The following is a 17,188-nucleotide window of genomic DNA, read 5'->3' on the forward strand; positions in this document are numbered from 1 at the left end:
TGACCTGCCCAAATGTCGGACAGGTGACCCGGAGGGCGGTACTCCTGACACCCGTTCACCCGCTTTCTGACGGGTGCTCGGGAAGCGCGCCGGCCGTCGAGCCCCTTACCTCGAAGGTGCAGGGGCGCGACCGACGCAGCGGCACATGGGCATGCCGCGGGCCGCGGCCCACCGCAGAGCCCGGAGGAGCACCGATGCGACGAACCGCCCGTCTGCTGGCCGGGGCCGCGCTCACCGTGGTCGCCCTGAGCGGCCCGGCCGTCTCCGCGTACGCCGCGGAGGGTGCCGGCCTGGAGGTGTTCCCGTCCTCGGTGGAACCGGGCGGGCAGGTCTCCGTGAACACCAAGGCGTGCGGGGACCGGGCCACCGCGGCCGGCGACGCCAGCGCGGTGGGCGCCGGGCCCTTCACCATGGCGCCCAGCGCGCACGAGGGCGACGCGATCGGGCAGTTCCGGGTGCCGGAGAGCGCGCAGCCGGGGACGTACGAGATCGTCGTGGAGTGCGCCGAGGGCGGCCGGGAGGTCAAGGGCGACCTGGTGGTGGCCCTGAACGCCTCGCGCGGGCAGGCGATGCTGCCGCGGGGCAGCGTGAAGACCGGGGTCGGCGGCGCTCTGGGCCCCGACCCCGTGCAGTCCGCGGCCGGCGTGGCGGCTCTCGCCGTCGCCGCCGCGGGCGGTACCTGGCTCCTGCATCGCCGGGCACGAGGCGACGGGATCTGACGGGCGGCCTCCGCTGTCCGTCCGCCGGGACCGCTGGTCCCTCCCCCCTCCGGGCCCGACGCCCCTCGCGGCCCGGAGGCGGCGGGGACATCGAGTCCGGGAAGGGGTTCGCATGGCCAGGATCGGCAACACCCTCATAGCAAGCGTCACCGCGGCCGCCCTCTGCTCCGGTGCCTGGCTGCTGCACGGCACCGGGGCGCACGCCCCACCGCAGCCCTCCGTCACGGAGGGCCGGCCCGACCCCGGTGAGGAGGCGCTCGCGGCACCCGCGCTGCCGCCGTCCCCGCCGGACCGCATCCGCATCCCCTCGATCCGGGTGAACGCCCCGCTGACCGGACTCGGCCTGACCGCGGCGGGCAGCCTCGACGTCCCGCCGGCCGGCCAGAAGAACCTCGCCGGCTGGTACGAGGCCGGCACCACCCCCGGCGAGACCGGCACCGCGATCGTCGCCGGGCACGTCGACAACGCGGAGGGACCGGCCGTCTTCTACGACCTCGGCGCACTGAAGCGGGGCAGCGCCATCGAGGTGGACCGGCGGGACGGCCGCGTCGCCCGCTTCACCGTGGACGCGGTCGAGGTGTACCAGGCGAAGGACTTCCCCGACGACAAGGTGTACGGCGCCGCGAAACGGCCCGAGCTGCGGGTCATCACCTGCGGCGGCGGCTACTCGAAGGCCACCGGCTACCAGGGCAACGTGGTCGTGTTCGCCCACCTCACCGGCGCGGCCTGACCCGGCGTCCGCACGGCAGCGGCGACCACTGCCCGCAAACGCCGTTCAGCCTGGTCAGCGACACGGCTCGGCAGTCGCCGCAGATGACGCAGGAGAGCGGCCCCCGCACCGGGTGCACGACCAAGCCCTTGCCCAGGGCACTCGGGATCCGCCGCCTCCCGAGGGCACTCTCAGGGCACATCGCTCCACGCCGCGGCCTCGTCCCGGCTCGGGGCGGTGCTGGACGGTCCCTCGGCTCTCGGGCGGAATGCGGTGGCTCATGCGATGCGCTCGTGCTGTCCCGGTGTCGGCGGCGACGTCGCCGACCTGCACGAGCAGGTTGCCGAGCCGGCGTCGGGTGAGGCGGCGGCTTCAAGCGGCGGGGAGGTCGAACACGCATGGCCCGTTCGGGGGTATCCGCACGGGTGTGGCGGAGTCTCGGGGTCCAGCGGTCTTCGGAGTTCGGCTGCGGGAACGTCCGCGCTGGTTACGGCTGCTGGTCGTAGCGGTCGGCACGGTCTCCGCCTGGGGTGCGTGTGCTGTGGCCCGGCACATGGTGCTCGGCCACACCTGAAACGGGTGTCGCAGGTTCGAATCCTGCCGGGGGTACGGGAGAGCCCGCCCAGCGGCGCGAGCGCGCCCGCAACCGCTGCGAGTAAGGCATCCGCTGGGGAGGTCGTCCCGTCTCCACTGAACGGCTTCAGGTCCTCAAGTCGAGGGCTGCATGACGACCTGCTCACCCTCTCCGTCCGGGTCCTCGAACTTGGTCAAGTAGCGGCTGAACAGGGTCTCGTCCACGGTGACGGAGTTGGGACCCTCCTCGTCGTTCCGTGCTTCAAGGCGACATTCCAGCGTCGTCCGATCAGCCTTGAGATGGATCAGTTCCCAGCGGCCGCCGTGCTTCTCGATCAGCGCCTTGTAATCATCACGGGCGGCACGACTCCAGAAGCTGTAGTCCACCACCACATCGCGCCCGGCCAGCATCAGCTCGACCAGTTGCCGCCGCTGCTCGCGGCGGACCTCCTCCTTGAGCTGGTCGAACGCCTCCGCTTCCAGCACCAGGCCGGCGTCACGCCGCCCGAGTCGCTGCCAGACCACCTCGTCGATCGACAGACGAACGTAACCGCGTCGCACCAGATCCATCGCGTAGGTGGTCTTGCCCGCTCCCGGAAGACCACACATCAGCACCACTGTGCTCAATCGCTGCGTCACCGCGCCAGGTTAATACCGAGGACGCGCCGACTTCAGTGGCCAGCAGCGAGCCCGCTGAAGCCCAACCCGGCCAACCCATGTGGTCAGAGCACTGGGCACACCAGAGGGCACAACGAGGGCACAACGGCTTCCGACTGGCCCAACGACAGCCAACGCCAGCAAACACCATTTCGCCTGGTCAGCGACGTAGCTTGGCAGTCCCCGCGGATGATGCAGGGAGGGGCGGCACCCCCGCACAGGGTGCCGCCCCTCCTCGTGTGCCGGAGTCCTCGTCGCGATCGGTCATGAGGGTCGGGGACCGCGACGAGGACTCCGGGGCTCTACCGGTGGTCGCTGCCCTCGGCGCTCACCGCCGCGCGGCCCGCCTCCAGCCGGGCGACCGGGATGCGGAAGGGCGAGCAGGAGACGTAGTCGAGACCCACCTCGTGGAAGAAGTGGACGGACTCCGGGTCGCCGCCGTGCTCGCCGCAGACGCCGAGCTTGAGGTCGGGGCGGGTGGCGCGGCCGGCCTCGGCGGCCAGTTTCACCAGGGAGCCGACGCCGTCCCGGTCGATCGTCTCGAAGGGGCTGACGCCGAAGATGCCCTTCTCCAGGTACGCGGTGAAGAAGCTCGCCTCGACGTCGTCGCGGCTGAAGCCCCAGACCGTCTGCGTCAGGTCGTTGGTGCCGAAGGAGAAGAACTGCGCAGCCTCCGCGATCTGACCGGCGGTCAGCGCGGCCCGGGGCAGCTCGATCATCGTGCCGATGGCGAGCTTGAGCCGGGTGCCGGTCGCCGCCTCGACCTCGGCGATGACCTGGTCGGCCTCCTCGCGGACGATCTCCAGCTCCTGGACGGTGCCGACGAGCGGGATCATGATCTCGGCGCGCGGGTCGCCCTTGGCGGCCTTGCGCTCGGCGGCCGCCTCCGCGATGGCGCGGACCTGCATCGTGAACAGGCCGGGGACCACCAGGCCGAGGCGCACACCGCGCAGGCCCAGCATCGGGTTCTGCTCGTGCAGCCGGTGCACCGCCTGGAGCAGGCGCAGCTCGTTCTCGTGCGGCTCCTGGCGGGACTCCGCGAGCGCCACGCGGACCGACAGCTCGGTGATGTCGGGCAGGAACTCGTGCAGCGGCGGGTCGAGCAGGCGGACGGTGACCGGCAGGCCGTCCATCGCCTCGAACAGCTCCACGAAGTCGCGCTTCTGCAGCGGCAGCAGCTGCTTCAGGGACTCCTCGCGCTCGGTCTCGGTGTCCGCCAGGATCAGGCGCTCCACCATCTCGCGCCGGTCGCCGAGGAACATGTGCTCGGTGCGGCACAGGCCGATGCCCTGGGCGCCGAAGCGGCGGGCGCGCAGCGCGTCCTCGGCGTTGTCGGCGTTGGCGCGGACCCGCAGGCGGCGCTTGCGGTCGGCGAAGGCCATCATCCGGTGGACCGCCTCGACCAGTTCGTCGGCGTCGTCGGCGCCCGGGTGCATCCGGCCCTCGAAGTACTCCACGACCGGGGACGGTACGACGGGTACCTCGCCCAGGTAGACCTTGCCGGAGGAGCCGTCGATGGAGATGACGTCGCCCTCCTCGACGACGTGCCCGCCCGGCACCGTCATCCGGCGGCGCTTGGTGTCGACCTCGAGCTCCTCCGCGCCGCAGACGCAGGTCTTGCCCATGCCGCGGGCCACCACGGCCGCGTGCGAGGTCTTGCCGCCGCGGGAGGTCAGGATGCCCTCCGCGGCGATCATGCCGTCCAGGTCGTCGGGGTTGGTCTCGCGGCGGACCAGGATGACCTTCTCACCCGAGCGGGACCACTTCACGGCGGTGTAGGAGTCGAAGACCGCCTTGCCGACGGCCGCGCCCGGCGAGGCCGCGATGCCCCGGCCGACCTGGGCGACCTTCGCGTCCTCGTCGAACCGCGGGAACATCAGCTGGGCGAGCTGGGCGCCGCTGACCCGCTGGAGCGCCTCGGCCTCGTCGATCAGGCCCTGGTCCACCAGCTGCGTGGCGATACGGAAGGCGGCACCGGCGGTGCGCTTGCCGACGCGGGTCTGCAGCATCCACAGCTTGCCGCGCTCGATGGTGAACTCGATGTCGCAGAGATCCTTGTAGTGGTTCTCCAGGGTCTCCATGATCTGCATGAGCTGGTCGTACGACTGCTTGTCGATCTGCTCCAGCTCCGCGAGCGGGACGGTGTTGCGGATGCCCGCCACGACGTCCTCGCCCTGGGCGTTCTGCAGGTAGTCGCCGTAGACGCCCTGGTGGCCGGAGGCCGGGTCGCGGGTGAAGGCGACGCCGGTGCCCGAGTCGGGGCCGAGGTTGCCGAAGACCATCGAGCAGACGTTGACGGCGGTGCCGAGGTCGTGCGGGATGCGCTCCTGGCGGCGGTAGAGCTTGGCGCGCTCGCCGTTCCAGGAGTCGAAGACCGCCTTGATGGCGAGGTCCATCTGCTCGCGCGGGTCCTGCGGGAAGTCCCGGCCGGCCTCGGTCTTGACGATCTTCTTGAAGCGGGTGACGAGCTTCTTGAGGTCGGCGGCGTCCAGCTCGGTGTCGACCGTGACCTTCTTGGCCTCCTTGGCCTTGTCCAGCGCGTCCTCGAAGAGCTCGCCGTCGACGCCGAGGACGGTCTTGCCGAACATCTGGATCAGGCGGCGGTAGGAGTCCCACGCGAAGCGGTCGTCGCCGGCCTGCTTGGCCAGGCCCTGCACCGACTTGTCGGAGAGGCCGATGTTCAGGACGGTGTCCATCATGCCCGGCATGGAGAACTTCGCGCCGGAGCGCACGGAGACCAGCAGCGGGTCGTCGGACTGGCCGAGCTTCTTGCCCATGCGCTGCTCGAGCGCGTCGAGGTGCGCGCTCACCTCGTCACGCAGCGCCGTCGGCTCCTCGCCGCTGTCGAGGTAGACCTTGCAGGCCTCGGTGGTGATGGTGAAACCCGGCGGGACGGGCAGACCGAGGTTGGTCATCTCGGCGAGGTTGGCGCCCTTGCCGCCGAGGAGGTCCTTGAGGTCCTTGTTGCCCTCGGTGAAGTCGTAGACGAACTTCACGCCCTCAACGCCGGCGCCGTGTTCGGTCGCCTGAAGATCTTTGTTTTCCGACACGGGTCTCGACTCCTCGAGGACGCGGTGGCTGCCCTGACGGCCAGGAACATACCCAGATCGAAGGCTCATGGGGAGGTCCACTTGCGCGTCATACGTCTGTAACCACCCGTCCGCCAGCGGATCGAAAGTCAAAGCTTGGCAAGTCGTCAGGGCCGGATGTTTTCACTTCTTGAACGCAGGATGCCTTCCGAAGGCGTCCAGGCGCTCGTTTGAGCGGATCTCGACACGAGTGAGTTCGATCGATGAACGATCAAAGCGTGGCACTGAGTGCCACCCCTTGGAGAAGTGCAGTCGCCCATGATCCGCTCATCTGAGCGCACCCCCGATCAGGGGTGGCGAGAATCACGCTGTCACAGCGGCCGCGATGTCACCATGCGGGCCCGCCCGCGGACACCCGGGAGGGATCCTCGGCCGAGCCCGGGACGGACCCTCGGCCGACCCCGGGAGAGACTCTCGGCCGAGCCCGGGAGAGACCCTCGGCCGAGCCCGGGAGGTGCTCCCCGTCGATCCTCCGGGAGGTGCTCCCGGGGGACATCCGGGTACGCGGCTCCCCGCACGTCACAGGCCGAGCGCTCGCAGCCGCTCCTCCACCCGCCCGGGCGCGTAGAGGTGCTCCACCACCAGCGCGCCCGCGCCCACCAGACCGGCCCGCTCGCCCAGCCGCGAGGTCAGCACCTCCAGGTGGGCCGTGGAGCGCGGCAGCGCCCGCTGGTACAGCAGCTCGCGCACCCCGGTGAGGAACGCCGTCCCCGCCAGGTCGCCCGCGATCATCAGCACCCCGGGGTTGAGCAGGGTGACGACGGTGGCCAGCACGTCGCCGACCGCCCGGCCCGCCTCGCGCGCGAGCGCCGCCGCCTGCGGATGCCCCGCCGCCAGCAGGTCCCGCACGTCGGAGCCGGAGGCCGCCGGCACCCCGGACTCGGCCAGCCGCGCCGCCACGGCACCCCCGCTCGCCACCGCCGCCAGGCACCCGCGCGACCCGCACCGGCACAGCGCGTCCGCGCCCACCCGGATGTGCCCGATGTCCCCCGCTCCCCCGTCGACGCCCCGGTAGAGCGCGCCGTCCACCACCACGCCGGCACCGATCCCGGTGGACACCTTGACCAGGACGAAGGCGGAGCAGTCCGGGTGGCCGGTGCGCTGCTCGCCGTACGCCATCAGATTGGCGTCGTTGTCGACGAGCACCGGGACCGGGTCCGCGCCGGTGTGCTCGGTGAAGGCGCGGCCGAGGCGGCCCCGTATGTCGTAGCCGTCCCAGTCCGGCATGATCGGCGGCTGCACCACACGGCCCGTCGCGCCGTCGACCGGGCCCGGCACCGCCAGTCCGATGCCGCACACCTCCTCCGCCCGGCGCCCCGCCGCGGGCAGCAGGCCGGCGAACCACGCCCCGAGCAGGCCGAGCACCACCTCCGGGCCGTCCTCGACGAGCAGCGCCCCGGTGTGCTCGGCGAGCACCTCGCCACCGAGCGAGAGGACCGCGGCGCGCGCGTGCCGGGTGTCGAGCTCGGCGGCGAGGACGACGGCGTGGGTGTCGTCGAACTCGAGGGTGACGGACGGGCGGCCGCCGAGCGGCGAGCCGACCGGCCCGACGGCTCCCTCGCGCAGCCAGCCGGCGCGGAACAGCCGGTCCAGGCGCTGGCCGACGGTGGCCCGGGACAGCCCGGTGGCCTGCTGGAGGGCGCCGCGGGTGACGGCACGGCCGCTGCGCACCAGGGCGAGCAGGTCGCCGGCGCCGGTCCGGGCCCGCCCGCCGCCGGGGTCGGCGGCGGGAGCGGAGCCGGTCTCCGCGGCGGGACCGGTGCCGCGGGCGCCGACCGGAGCCGTGTCGCGCTCGGTGGCCCGCACGGTGGCCCGAGGGCCGCCTGCGCGGTCCTGCCCGGTGTCCCCGGTGCCGCCTGCGCGGTCCTGCCCGGCGGGCCCGGCGCCCGCCGGAGCGGTGTCCCGTGCGGTGGCCGGACCGGTGCCGCGTGCGCTGCCCGGCGCGCCGCCCCGCTCCGCGCTCCGGCCGGTGCTCCGTCCCGTCATACGCACCCCCTTGTGTTCATCAAGTCTGCATTACATAGTGAGTTGTGCGTGTTAAATAGACGTAACCCTACGGCAGCCACGACCGGCCCGGTCGAGCCGGACGTCTCTTCGGGGAGCCCCGAGTGGAACGCACCGCCCACCGCACCGCCCACTCCGCCCCTGCCTGCGATCCTCCGCGGGCGCACGGCGCTCTGCACGCGGCGGCCGCACGGGTGCTGGCGGACAGTTGGACGGGCCGGTCGACGGTCCCCTCGCGCGGCCTGTACCCGCACCAGTGGTCCTGGGACTCGGCGTTCATCGCCGTCGGCCTGCGGCACCTGTCGCCGTTACGGGCCCAGACCGAGCTGGAGACGCTGCTGGCCGCCCAGTGGGCCGACGGGCGGATCCCGCACATCGTCTTCAACCCCTCCGTGCCCCTCGGGGCGTACTTCCCGAGCCCCGACTTCTGGCGCTCCTCGACGGCCGGGCGTGCCCCGGGCGCCCCGGCCGCGGTCGAGACCTCGGGACTGGTGCAGCCGCCGGTGCACGCGCTGGCCGCCTGGCTGGTGCACTGCGCCGACCCCCGGCTGTCCCGGGCCCGCGGCTTCCTCGCCCGCGTCCACCCGCGCCTCGCGGCCTGGCACCGCTATCTGCTGCACCACCGGGACCTCGGCGGCGGCGGGCTCGCGGCCGTGGTCCACCCGTGGGAGCAGGGCATGGACAACAGCCCCTGCTGGGACGTGCCGCTCGCCCGGGTCGCCCCGGCGCCGGCCCGCTCCTTCCGCCGCGCCGACCTCGACCACGGCTCCCCCGAGGACCGGCCCACCGACCTGGACTACGGGCGCTACGTGCGGCTCGCGGCGGACTACCGCGACGGCGGCTACCGGGACGGCCCCGGCGGCGGCGCGGGCGCCTTCGCGGTGGAGGACCCGGCCTTCAACGCGCTGCTCGCCGCCTCCGAGCACGCGCTGGCGCGCATCGCCCGGGAGCTGGGCGCGGCGGGCACGGCCCGGCACGCGCGCGCCGAACGGCTCACCGCCGCGCTGGTCGAGCGGCTCTGGGACCCGGCACGGGGCATCTTCCTGTGCCGGGACCTGCGCGCCCCGGCACAGGCGCCGGAGCGACCGGTCCCCGGTCCGGCAGCCGGGCTGCGTGTCTCCGGTCCGGTGACACGGGGTCACGCCTCCGGTCCGGTGACACGGGGTCACGCCTCCGATCCGGTGGACCGGGGTCACGCCTCCGATCCGGTGGCCGGGGGTCACCCGTCCGGTCCGGTCCCCGAGCGGCCGGTCCCCGGCACGGGGGCCGGGAGTCACGGCTCCGCTCCGGTGCCCGAGCGTCAGGTGCCCGGTCCGGGAACCGGTCCCCCGGGCGCCGGGCTGGTGCCCGAGCTCTCGGTCTCCGGGCTGGTGCCCCTGCTGCTGCCCGGCCTGCCCCCCGGGATCGTCGCCGCATTGGTGCGCACCCTGCGCGGGCCGCACTTCGCACTGGGCGGTGCCACCCGGCTGGTCGCAAGCTACGACCTGATCGGCGAGTCCTTCGACCCGCACCGCTACTGGCGGGGGCCGGCGTGGTTCAACACGAACTGGCTGGTGGAGCGCGGGCTGCGGGCGCACGGCGAGCGGGAGAGCGCCGACGCGCTGCGGGAGGCGGTCCTGCACACCGCCGGAGCGACCGGCTTCGCCGAGTACGCCGACCCGTACACCGGCGAGGCACGCGGCGCCCCCGGCTTCGGCTGGACCGCCGCGCTCGCGCTCGACCTGCTGCACGACCCCTGCGGGCAGGGCGTGTCCGCCGCGGGCCCGGGCACGTTCGACACCAGTGAGGCAGCCAAGGACGTCAAGGGAGGGGACCGGGGATGACGGACCGGCATCATCTGCTCGTGCACGGAACGACGTTCGCCGCCGTGGGTGACGGAGGGGACATCAGCGGCGTGCGCCACGGCCCCTCCCCGGACGGGCTGTTCGTGCGCGACGCCCGGCATCTGAGCCGGTGGCAGCTCACCGTCGACGGGGCGGTCCCCGAGACGCTGACCCCGGTCGCGGACGGCGACACCGCGCGCTGCGTACTGGTGCCGCGCGGCGGGCGCACCGAGCCGCCGGCGTACACGCTCTTCCGCGAACAGGCCGTCGCGGACTCCGCGTTCGTGGAGTGCCTGAGGGTGACCAGCAACCGTCCGGTGCCGACGACGGTGCACCTCGCGGTGACCGCCGACGCCGACTTCACCGACCAGTTCGAGCTGCGCTCCGACCACCGCACCTACGCCAAGGCCGGTGCGGTGCGCTCCCGCGAGGTCCTCGGCGACGGCGTCGAGTTCCGCTACCGGCGGGCCGAATGGCGGTCCTGCACGACGGTCACCGCGGACCCCGCGCCGGACGCCGTGGAGGAGACCGGCACCGGCGCCCGCCGCCTGGTGTGGGCCCTGGACCTCGCCCCGCACGCCTCGGCGGTGCTGACGCTGCGGGTGATGGCCCGCCCGCACGGGGACCGGCGGGCGGTGCGTGTGCCGCGTTCGCCGTCCGCCGTGCACGACCAGCGCGTCTCGGCCGAGGACCGGTTCGTGGAGGGCATCGCCTTCCCCACCGACTGGCCGGAGCTGGCGGCGGCCTGCGTCCGAGGCCTGTCCGACCTGGCCGCGCTCCAGGTCCCGGCGGCCGGCCCGGACGGCGAGGACCTGCGCGTCCCGGCGGCCGGCGCACCCTGGTTCCTCACCCTGCTGGGCCGCGACGCGCTGCTCACCTCGCTGTTCGCCCTCCCCTACCGGCCCGGTCCCGCCGAGGCCACGCTGCTCGCGCTCGCCGCGACCCAGGCCCGGCGGGCCGACCCGGAGTCGGTCGCCGAGCCCGGCAAGATCGCGCACGAGGTGCGGCAGGGCGAGCTGGCGCACTTCGGCCAGGTGCCCTTCGGGCGGTACTACGGTTCCGTCGACGCCACCCCGCTGTTCCTGGTGCTGCTGGGCGCCTACGTGGAGCGGACCGGGGACACCGGACCGGCCCGGCGCCTGGAGCCGCACGCACGCGCCGCCGTCGCCTGGATGCTGGACCACGGCGGCCTCACGGCGCGCGGCTATCTCGTCTACCGGGCCGACCGGGGCGGGCTCGCCAACCAGAACTGGAAGGACTCCCCCGGTGCCATCTGCTCCGCCGACGGCACCCGGCCCACCGGTCCGGTGACGGCGGCGGGCGCCCAGGGATACGCGTACGACGCACTGCGCCGCACGGCGTGGATCGCGCGCACGGTGTGGCAGGACGAGGTGTACGCCGCGCTGCTGCAGCAGGCGGCCGGCGATCTGCGCGACCGCTTCCAGCGGGACTTCTGGATGCCCGACCGCTCCTTCCCGGCGCTCGCCCTGGACGGCGAGGGCAACCGGCTGGACGCACTCGCCTCCGACGCCGGGCACCTGCTGTGGTCGGGGCTGCTGGACAAGGAGTACGGGGAGGCGGTGGGCCGCAGGCTGCTGGAGCCGGACTTCTTCTCGGGCTGGGGCGTGCGGACGCTCGCGGCCGGGCAGCCGGCGTACCACCCGCTGTCGTACCACCGCGGCTCGGTGTGGCCGCACGACAACGCGCTGATCGCGCTGGGCCTGGCCCGCTACGGTCTGCACGACGAGGCGCGCACGGTCGCCCACACCCTGGTCGACGCGGCGGCCGCCACCGGGCACCGGCTGCCGGAGGTCCTCGCGGGCTACGGCCGCGACACCCACCCCGAGCCGGTGCCGTACCCGCACGCGTGCGTGCGCGAGTCCCGTTCGGCGGCGGCTCCGCTGGCACTGCTCTCCGCGGTCGGCGGCGCGTAGGACCGGTCCGGCCGGTCCCGGTCAGGGGCCGGGCTCGGTCCGGCCGCGCCCGGGTCCCCGCCGGGCGGGCGGGACGGGCCGCCGGGCGCGGGTTGGCGAGCCGTTTGCCGGGTGTTTGCCGACCTGCGTGAACGGGTGGGACGGGCGGCCCGTACGGGACGGCGGCGGGTCGTGCCTCCCCAGCGCGGCCCGCCCCTTGGCCAGGCCGCGCACGGAAGGACCTTCGGGGTGCCCCAGCAGACGAGTACACGCCGGTCATCGGGCACGGGCGGGGCGGACGAGTCCGGCTCCGCGCCCTCGGACGAGGGGCCGAAGGCCCCGTCCGACCCGTCGGCCCCGCCCCAGCCCTCCAGCACATCGGACGCGCCGGACGGCCCGGGCGCCGACGACGGCTCCGCCGCCGAACCGTCCGGCCGAGGCGGGCCCGGCGGGCCCACGGCCTCCTCCGAACCGGCGGGAACGTCCGACCGCGCCCCGGCCACCGGGCCCCGCGCGGAGGACCCCCCCGCGGCCGCATCCGCCCCGGGCACCGCGGACGGGACCGAGACCGCTTCCGGCGCCGAAGGCACACCGGCCGCGGACGGCGCGGAGACCTCCACCGGCGGGAGTCCCACCACCGGCGCGAGGGCCACGCCCGGCCAGGACGGCACCACCGCCACGGCGGCCCCGGACGACGCCGAGACCACTGCCGGGGCCGACGGCGCGGACCGTCCGGCAGACGCGGACCGTCCGGCAGACGCCGACGGTCCGGCAGGCGCGGACCGTCCGGCAGGCGCGGACCGTCCGGCAGGCGCGGGCGGCACCGAGACCGCTCCCGGCGACGGTGGTGACGGTGCGGAACACGCCGAGACCGCCCCCGGGGACGGTGGTGACGGTGCGCAACACGCCGAGACCGCTGACAGGGACGGTGGCGACGCCTCGGACGGCACCGAGACCGCCCCCGGGGACGGTGGTGACGGTGCGCAACACGCCGAGACCGCTGACAGGGACGGTGGCGACGCCTCGGACGGCACCGAGACCCCTCCCGGGGACGGTGGTGACGGTGCGGAACACGCTGGGGTCGCCACCGGGGACGGTCTGCCGCCCCGGGGGCCGGTGTGGGCGCCGGGGTGGCGGGTGCGGCGGTGGCGTGCCGGGAACCCGCGGGCCGCCCGGGCCCTGTCGCTCGCCGTCACGGCGCTGGCCCTCGTGGTCGTCGTGGCCGCGCTGCTCCTGCCGAACAAGCGGGAGCAGTTCGAGCTCGCGCAGTTCACCCGCATCCCCGTGGAGGCGCTGCTCGGCGCGGCCGTGCTGATCGCGCTGCCGCGCCGGCCGCGACTGGCCGTCGCGGCCCTCGGCGGGGTGGCGCTCGGCGTGCTCACCGTGCTGAACCTGACGGACGTCGAGTTCAACCAGTACCTGGGCCGCAGCTTCAACGTCATCCTGGACTGGCAGCTGCTGGGCGACGCCCAGTCCTACCTCGCGGACGCCCTGGGCCCGACGACGGCGCTGCTCGCCGCCGTCGGCGCGGCCCTGCTGGTGGCCGCGGTGGTCGCCGTGATGGCGCTGGCGACCGTCCGCGTGGGCACCTTCCTCGCCCGCAACCGGGCCCGCTCCACCCGCGGGCTGCTCCTGGTGAGCGCCCTGTGGATGACCTGCGCCACCCTGAACGTGCAGGTCTCCGGTGTCCCCGTGGCCGCCGAGCACACGGTGACGATGCTCAAGTACCACGAGCAGGCGCTGCGTTCGACGATCCGGGACGAGCAGGCCTTCGCGAGGACGGCGCAGGCCGACGCCTTCGGCAACACCCCGGGCAGCCAGCTGGTGCCCGCCCTGCGCGGCAAGGACATGCTCTTCACGTTCATCGAGAGCTACGGCCGCAGCGCCGTCGAGGACCCGATCATGGCGCCCGGCGTCGACCGCACCCTCGACACGAGCACGCAGGCCCTGGCCAGGGCGGGCTTCCACGCCAAGAGCGGCTGGCTGACCTCGGCGACGTACGGCGGCGGCAGCTGGCTCGGGCACTCCACCTTCATGTCGGGCCTGTGGGTCGACAACCAGAACCGCTACCGCACGGTGACCGCGGGACAGCACCTCACGCTCACCGACGCCTTCAGGAAGACCGGCGCCTGGGACACCGTCGGTGTCATGCCGGGCGTGCAGAAGGGCTGGCCCGAGGCGAAGTGGTACGGCCTGGACAAGGTCTACAACGCCTTCCAGATGGGCTACCGCGGACCGAAGTTCAGCTGGTCGACCATGCCCGACCAGTACGCGCTGCAGTCCTTCCAGCGGCTGGAGCACGGCCGGAAGCGCGACAAGCCGCTGATGGGCTTCGTCATCCTGACGTCCAGCCACCAGCCCTGGGCGCCGATCCCGAGGATGGTCGGCTGGGACCAGCTCGGCGACGGCTCGGTCTTCAAGGGGATCGAGGCGGCCGGAACCAAGCCCGCCGACATCATCACCGACCCCACCCGCTCCCGCCAGGAGTACGGCAAGTCGATCCAGTACTCGGTGACCGCCCTCACCCAGTGGCTGGAGCGCTACGGCAACGACAACACCGTGCTGGTCTTCCTCGGCGACCACCAGCCCATCTCCCGGGTCAGCGGCAACCACGCCAGCCGTGACGTGCCGTGCGCCGTCGTCGCGAAGGACCCGAAGGTGCTCGACCGGATCTCGGGCTGGGGGTGGACCGATGGTCTGCGTCCGGCCCACAACGCCCCGGTGTGGAGGATGAGCGCCTTCCGGGACCGCTTCCTGACGGCCTACGGCTCCGTCCCGCACCCGTCCACCGGCTGACCGGCCCGGGACGGCGAAGGCCCCCACCGCCCGCGACGGGACGGTGGGGGCCTTCGCCGCGCCGGGCGGGGGCCGCCGGGGCGCTTCAGCCCCCGGAGGTGTCCAGCTCGGCGTCCTCCGAGACACCGGCGCAGTCGTACGGGTCCTTCAGCCAGCCGTCCGGGAGGACCACCCGGTTGTTGCCGGAGGTGCGGCCGCGGGGGCCGTCGGCGCCGGCGGGCCAGGCCTGGTCGAGGTCCAGCTCGTCCAGCCCGGCGCGCAGCTCCTGCAGCGAGGAGGTGATCGCGAGGCGCTTGCGCATCTCGGAGCCGACCGCGAAGCCCTTCAGGTACCAGGCGACGTGCTTGCGGAAGTCGATCACGCCGCGCGCCTCGTCGCCGATCCACTCGCCGAGCAGCGTGGCGTGGCGGACCATGACGTCGGCGACCTGGCGCAGGGCCGGACGGGCGATGTCGCCGGTGCGTCCCTCGAAGGCGGCCACGAGGTCGGCGAACAGCCACGGCCGGCCGAGGCAGCCGCGGCCCACGACCACGCCGTCGCAGCCGGTCTCGCGGACCATCCGCAGGGCGTCCTCGGCGGACCAGATGTCGCCGTTGCCGAGGACGGGGATCTCGGGGACGTGCTCCTTCAGGCGCGCGACCGCGTCCCAGTCGGCGGTGCCACCGTAGTGCTGGGAGGCGGTGCGGCCGTGCAGGGCGACGGCGGTGACGCCCTCCTCGACGGCGATCCGGCCGGCGTCGAGGTAGGTGATGTGGTCGTCGTCGACGCCCTTGCGCATCTTCATGGTGACCGGGAGGTCTCCGGCGCCGGTGACGGCCTCGCGCAGGATCGCCCGCAGCAGGGGCCGCTTGTAGGGCAGGGCGGAGCCGCCGCCCTTGCGGGTGACCTTGGGCACCGGGCAGCCGAAGTTCAGGTCGATGTGGTCGGCGAGGCCCTCCTCCGCGATCATGCGGACGGCCTTGCCGACGGTGGCCGGGTCGACGCCGTACAGCTGGATCGAGCGCGGCTTCTCGCTCGCGTCGAAGTGGATCAGCTGCATGGTCTTCTCGTTGCGCTCGACCAGGGCGCGGGTGGTGATCATCTCGCTGACGAAGAGGCCCTTGCCGCCGCTGAACTCCCGGCACAGGGTGCGGAAGGGCGCGTTGGTGATCCCGGCCATCGGTGCGAGCACGACGGGCGGCTGCACCGTGTGCGGGCCGATCTGCAGCGGGGACACGGGGGTGGCGGTCGGCGTGGACATTGCTCCATTGTCCCGTACGCCGCCGCGTGCTCGCGGCGGCCTGTGGACAACCGCCCGGGGCGTGCGTTACGCGGCCCGGAACCGCGGCACCGCGGCCCGCGCCGGACCATGTATCGGTCATTAGTTAACCGCACTATCGATATCCGCGTACCATGGGACGCATGCCCGAGCTCAGCCACCGACGACGGTTGCTGGTGCTCGCGATCTGCTGCATGAGCCTGCTGATCGTGAGCCTGGACAACACCGTCCTGAACGTCGCCCTGCCCTCGATGCAGCGCGAACTGCACGCCACCACCTCCGGCCTGCAGTGGACCATCGACGCGTACACCCTGGTACTGGCCTCGCTGCTGATGCTCGCGGGCTCCACCGCCGACCGCATCGGCCGCCGACGCGTGTTCACCGCCGGCCTGGTCGTCTTCGGCATCGGCTCGCTGCTGTGCTCCCTCGCGCCGAACCTGGAGCTGCTGGTCGTCTTCCGCATGGTGCAGGCGGTCGGCGGCTCGATGCTCAACCCGGTCGCGATGTCGATCATCACCAACACCTTCACCGACGCCCGCGAGCGCGCCCGCGCCATCGGCGTCTGGGGCGCGGTGGTCGGCATATCCATGGCCGCCGGACCGCTGGTCGGCGGCCTGCTGGTGGAGTCGGTCGGCTGGCGGTCGATCTTCTGGGTCAATCTTCCCGTCGGCCTCGCCGCCCTGCTGCTCACCCTGCGCTACGTCCCCGAGTCCCGCGCCCCCCGGGCCCGCCGCCCCGACCCCGTGGGCCAGCTGCTGGTCATCGCCCTCTTCGGCTCCCTCACCTACGCGATCATCGAGGCGCCGGACGTCGGACCGGGCACCGTCCTGCCCTTCGCGGCCGTGGCGGTGGCCGCCCTGGCCGCCCTGCTCCGCTACGAGCCGCGCCGCGCCGAACCCCTCATCGACCTGCGCTTCTTCCGCTCCGTGCCGTTCGGCGGCGCCACCGTGATCGCGGTCAGCGCCTTCGCCGCGCTCGGCGGCTTCCTCTTCCTGTCGACCCTGTACCTGCAGAACGTGCGCGGCCTGGACGCCCTGCACGCGGGCCTGTGGATGCTGCCGATGGCGGCGCCGACGTTCCTGTGCGCGCCGCTGTCCGGACGGCTGGTCGGCAGCCGGGGACCGCGGCTGCCGCTGCTGGTCGCGGGGTGCGCGATGACCGCGAGCGCCGTCCTGTTCGCCTGGTTCGAGGCCGAGACGTCCGACGTCACCCTCGTCGTCGGCTACGTCCTGTTCGGCATCGGCTTCGGCTTCGTCAACGCGCCCATCACCAACACGGCCGTCTCCGGCATGCCGCGCGCCCAGGCGGGCGTGGCCGCGGCCGTCGCCTCGACCAGCCGGCAGCTCGGCCAGACCCTGGGGGTCGCGGTGGTCGGCGCGCTGCTGGCGTCCGAGGTGGGCTCCTCCTCGTACCGGGACACCTTCGTGTCGGCCGCGCGGCCGGGCTGGTGGGTGCTGGTGGGCTGCGGCGCCCTGGTGCTGGCGCTCGGCGCGGTGACGTCCGGCCGGTGGGCCCGCGGCACCGCCGAGCGCACCGCCGAGCAGCTGCGGTCGGCGGAGGTCCGGGAGGCCGCGGGCGTCCCCGCCCAGGCCTCCTGACGTCCCCGTCCCCCGGCGCCCGGGACCGCTGGGGCGCCCGCCGGACGGT

The 17,188-nt window shown here is 73.8% G+C and carries 10 protein-coding genes; 6 read left to right on the forward strand and 4 right to left on the reverse strand.

Annotation, left to right across the window (positions count from 1 at the left end):
* Window positions 1-194 precede the first annotated feature (194 nt).
* Both P3H78_RS01910 and P3H78_RS01915 read left to right on the forward strand, forming a co-directional pair.
* A complete protein-coding gene (locus tag P3H78_RS01910) occupies window positions 195-719 on the forward strand; it encodes a GVDTG sorting domain-containing protein (protein WP_276106938.1) in 525 nt (174 codons plus the stop codon).
* A gap of 112 nt (window positions 720-831) precedes the next feature.
* Window positions 832-1,449: a class F sortase gene (locus P3H78_RS01915; protein WP_276106939.1), complete on the forward strand. Its 618-nt coding sequence runs from the start codon at window positions 832-834 to the stop codon at window positions 1,447-1,449.
* Between the two features lie 687 nt (window positions 1,450-2,136).
* On the opposite strand, the gene P3H78_RS01920 is transcribed toward P3H78_RS01915, so the two are convergent.
* The 3 genes from P3H78_RS01920 to P3H78_RS01930 all read right to left on the reverse strand — a co-directional run bounded on the left by P3H78_RS01920 (window position 2,137) and on the right by P3H78_RS01930 (window position 7,733).
* Entirely contained in the window at window positions 2,137-2,640 is a 504-nt protein-coding gene (locus tag P3H78_RS01920; protein ID WP_276106940.1) for a P-loop nucleotide/nucleoside kinase family protein, read from the reverse strand.
* A 320-nt stretch (window positions 2,641-2,960) separates the two neighbouring features.
* Window positions 2,961-5,708, reverse strand: a complete 2,748-nt coding sequence (gene ppdK, locus P3H78_RS01925; protein ID WP_438827890.1) for a pyruvate, phosphate dikinase — start codon at window positions 5,706-5,708, stop codon at window positions 2,961-2,963.
* 558 nt (window positions 5,709-6,266) lie between these two features.
* Window positions 6,267-7,733 (reverse strand): ROK family protein, encoded by a 1,467-nt coding sequence (locus P3H78_RS01930; protein ID WP_276106941.1) that lies wholly within the window; start codon window positions 7,731-7,733, stop codon window positions 6,267-6,269.
* Between the two features lie 122 nt (window positions 7,734-7,855).
* On the opposite strand from P3H78_RS01930, the gene P3H78_RS01935 reads away from it, so the two are divergent.
* From P3H78_RS01935 to P3H78_RS01945, 3 genes are all read left to right on the forward strand, one after another.
* The gene (locus tag P3H78_RS01935) at window positions 7,856-9,574 is read left to right on the forward strand and encodes an MGH1-like glycoside hydrolase domain-containing protein (RefSeq protein ID WP_276106942.1); all 1,719 of its coding nucleotides are present in this window, start codon (window positions 7,856-7,858) and stop codon (window positions 9,572-9,574) included.
* Entirely contained in the window at window positions 9,571-11,508 is a 1,938-nt protein-coding gene (locus P3H78_RS01940) for an amylo-alpha-1,6-glucosidase (RefSeq protein ID WP_276106943.1), read from the forward strand. The genes P3H78_RS01935 and P3H78_RS01940 overlap by 4 nt, the downstream gene beginning before the upstream one ends.
* A 1,116-nt stretch (window positions 11,509-12,624) precedes the next feature.
* Window positions 12,625-14,283, forward strand: a complete 1,659-nt coding sequence (locus tag P3H78_RS01945; protein WP_276106944.1) for an alkaline phosphatase family protein — start codon at window positions 12,625-12,627, stop codon at window positions 14,281-14,283.
* 85 nt (window positions 14,284-14,368) lie between these two features.
* On the opposite strand, the gene dusB is transcribed toward P3H78_RS01945, so the two are convergent.
* On the reverse strand, window positions 14,369-15,523 hold the full coding sequence (gene dusB / locus P3H78_RS01950; protein ID WP_276106945.1) for a tRNA dihydrouridine synthase DusB: 1,155 nt from the start codon (window positions 15,521-15,523) through the stop codon (window positions 14,369-14,371).
* A 161-nt stretch (window positions 15,524-15,684) separates the two neighbouring features.
* Between dusB and P3H78_RS01955 the strand changes: the two genes are divergently transcribed.
* Entirely contained in the window at window positions 15,685-17,139 is a 1,455-nt protein-coding gene (locus P3H78_RS01955; RefSeq protein WP_276106946.1) for an MFS transporter, read from the forward strand.
* The last annotated feature ends 49 nt before the right edge of the window (window positions 17,140-17,188 follow it).

It is taken from the genome of Streptomyces tropicalis (genome assembly GCF_029269835.1).
Classification (GTDB): Bacteria; Actinomycetota; Actinomycetes; order Streptomycetales; family Streptomycetaceae; genus Streptomyces; species Streptomyces tropicalis.

Bases quoted from the DNA above. Each gene is read 5' to 3' on its own strand.
- P3H78_RS01910 (WP_276106938.1), top strand. From the start codon at position 195: ATGCGACGAACCGCCCGTCTGCTGGCCGGGGCCGCGCTCACCGTGGTC.
- P3H78_RS01915 (WP_276106939.1), top strand. From the start codon at position 832: ATGGCCAGGATCGGCAACACCCTCATAGCAAGCGTCACCGCGGCCGCC.
- P3H78_RS01930 (WP_276106941.1), bottom strand. From the start codon at position 7,733: ATGACGGGACGGAGCACCGGCCGGAGCGCGGAGCGGGGCGGCGCGCCG.
- P3H78_RS01940 (WP_276106943.1), top strand. From the start codon at position 9,571: ATGACGGACCGGCATCATCTGCTCGTGCACGGAACGACGTTCGCCGCC.
- dusB (WP_276106945.1), bottom strand. From the start codon at position 15,523: ATGTCCACGCCGACCGCCACCCCCGTGTCCCCGCTGCAGATCGGCCCG.
- P3H78_RS01955 (WP_276106946.1), top strand. From the start codon at position 15,685: ATGCCCGAGCTCAGCCACCGACGACGGTTGCTGGTGCTCGCGATCTGC.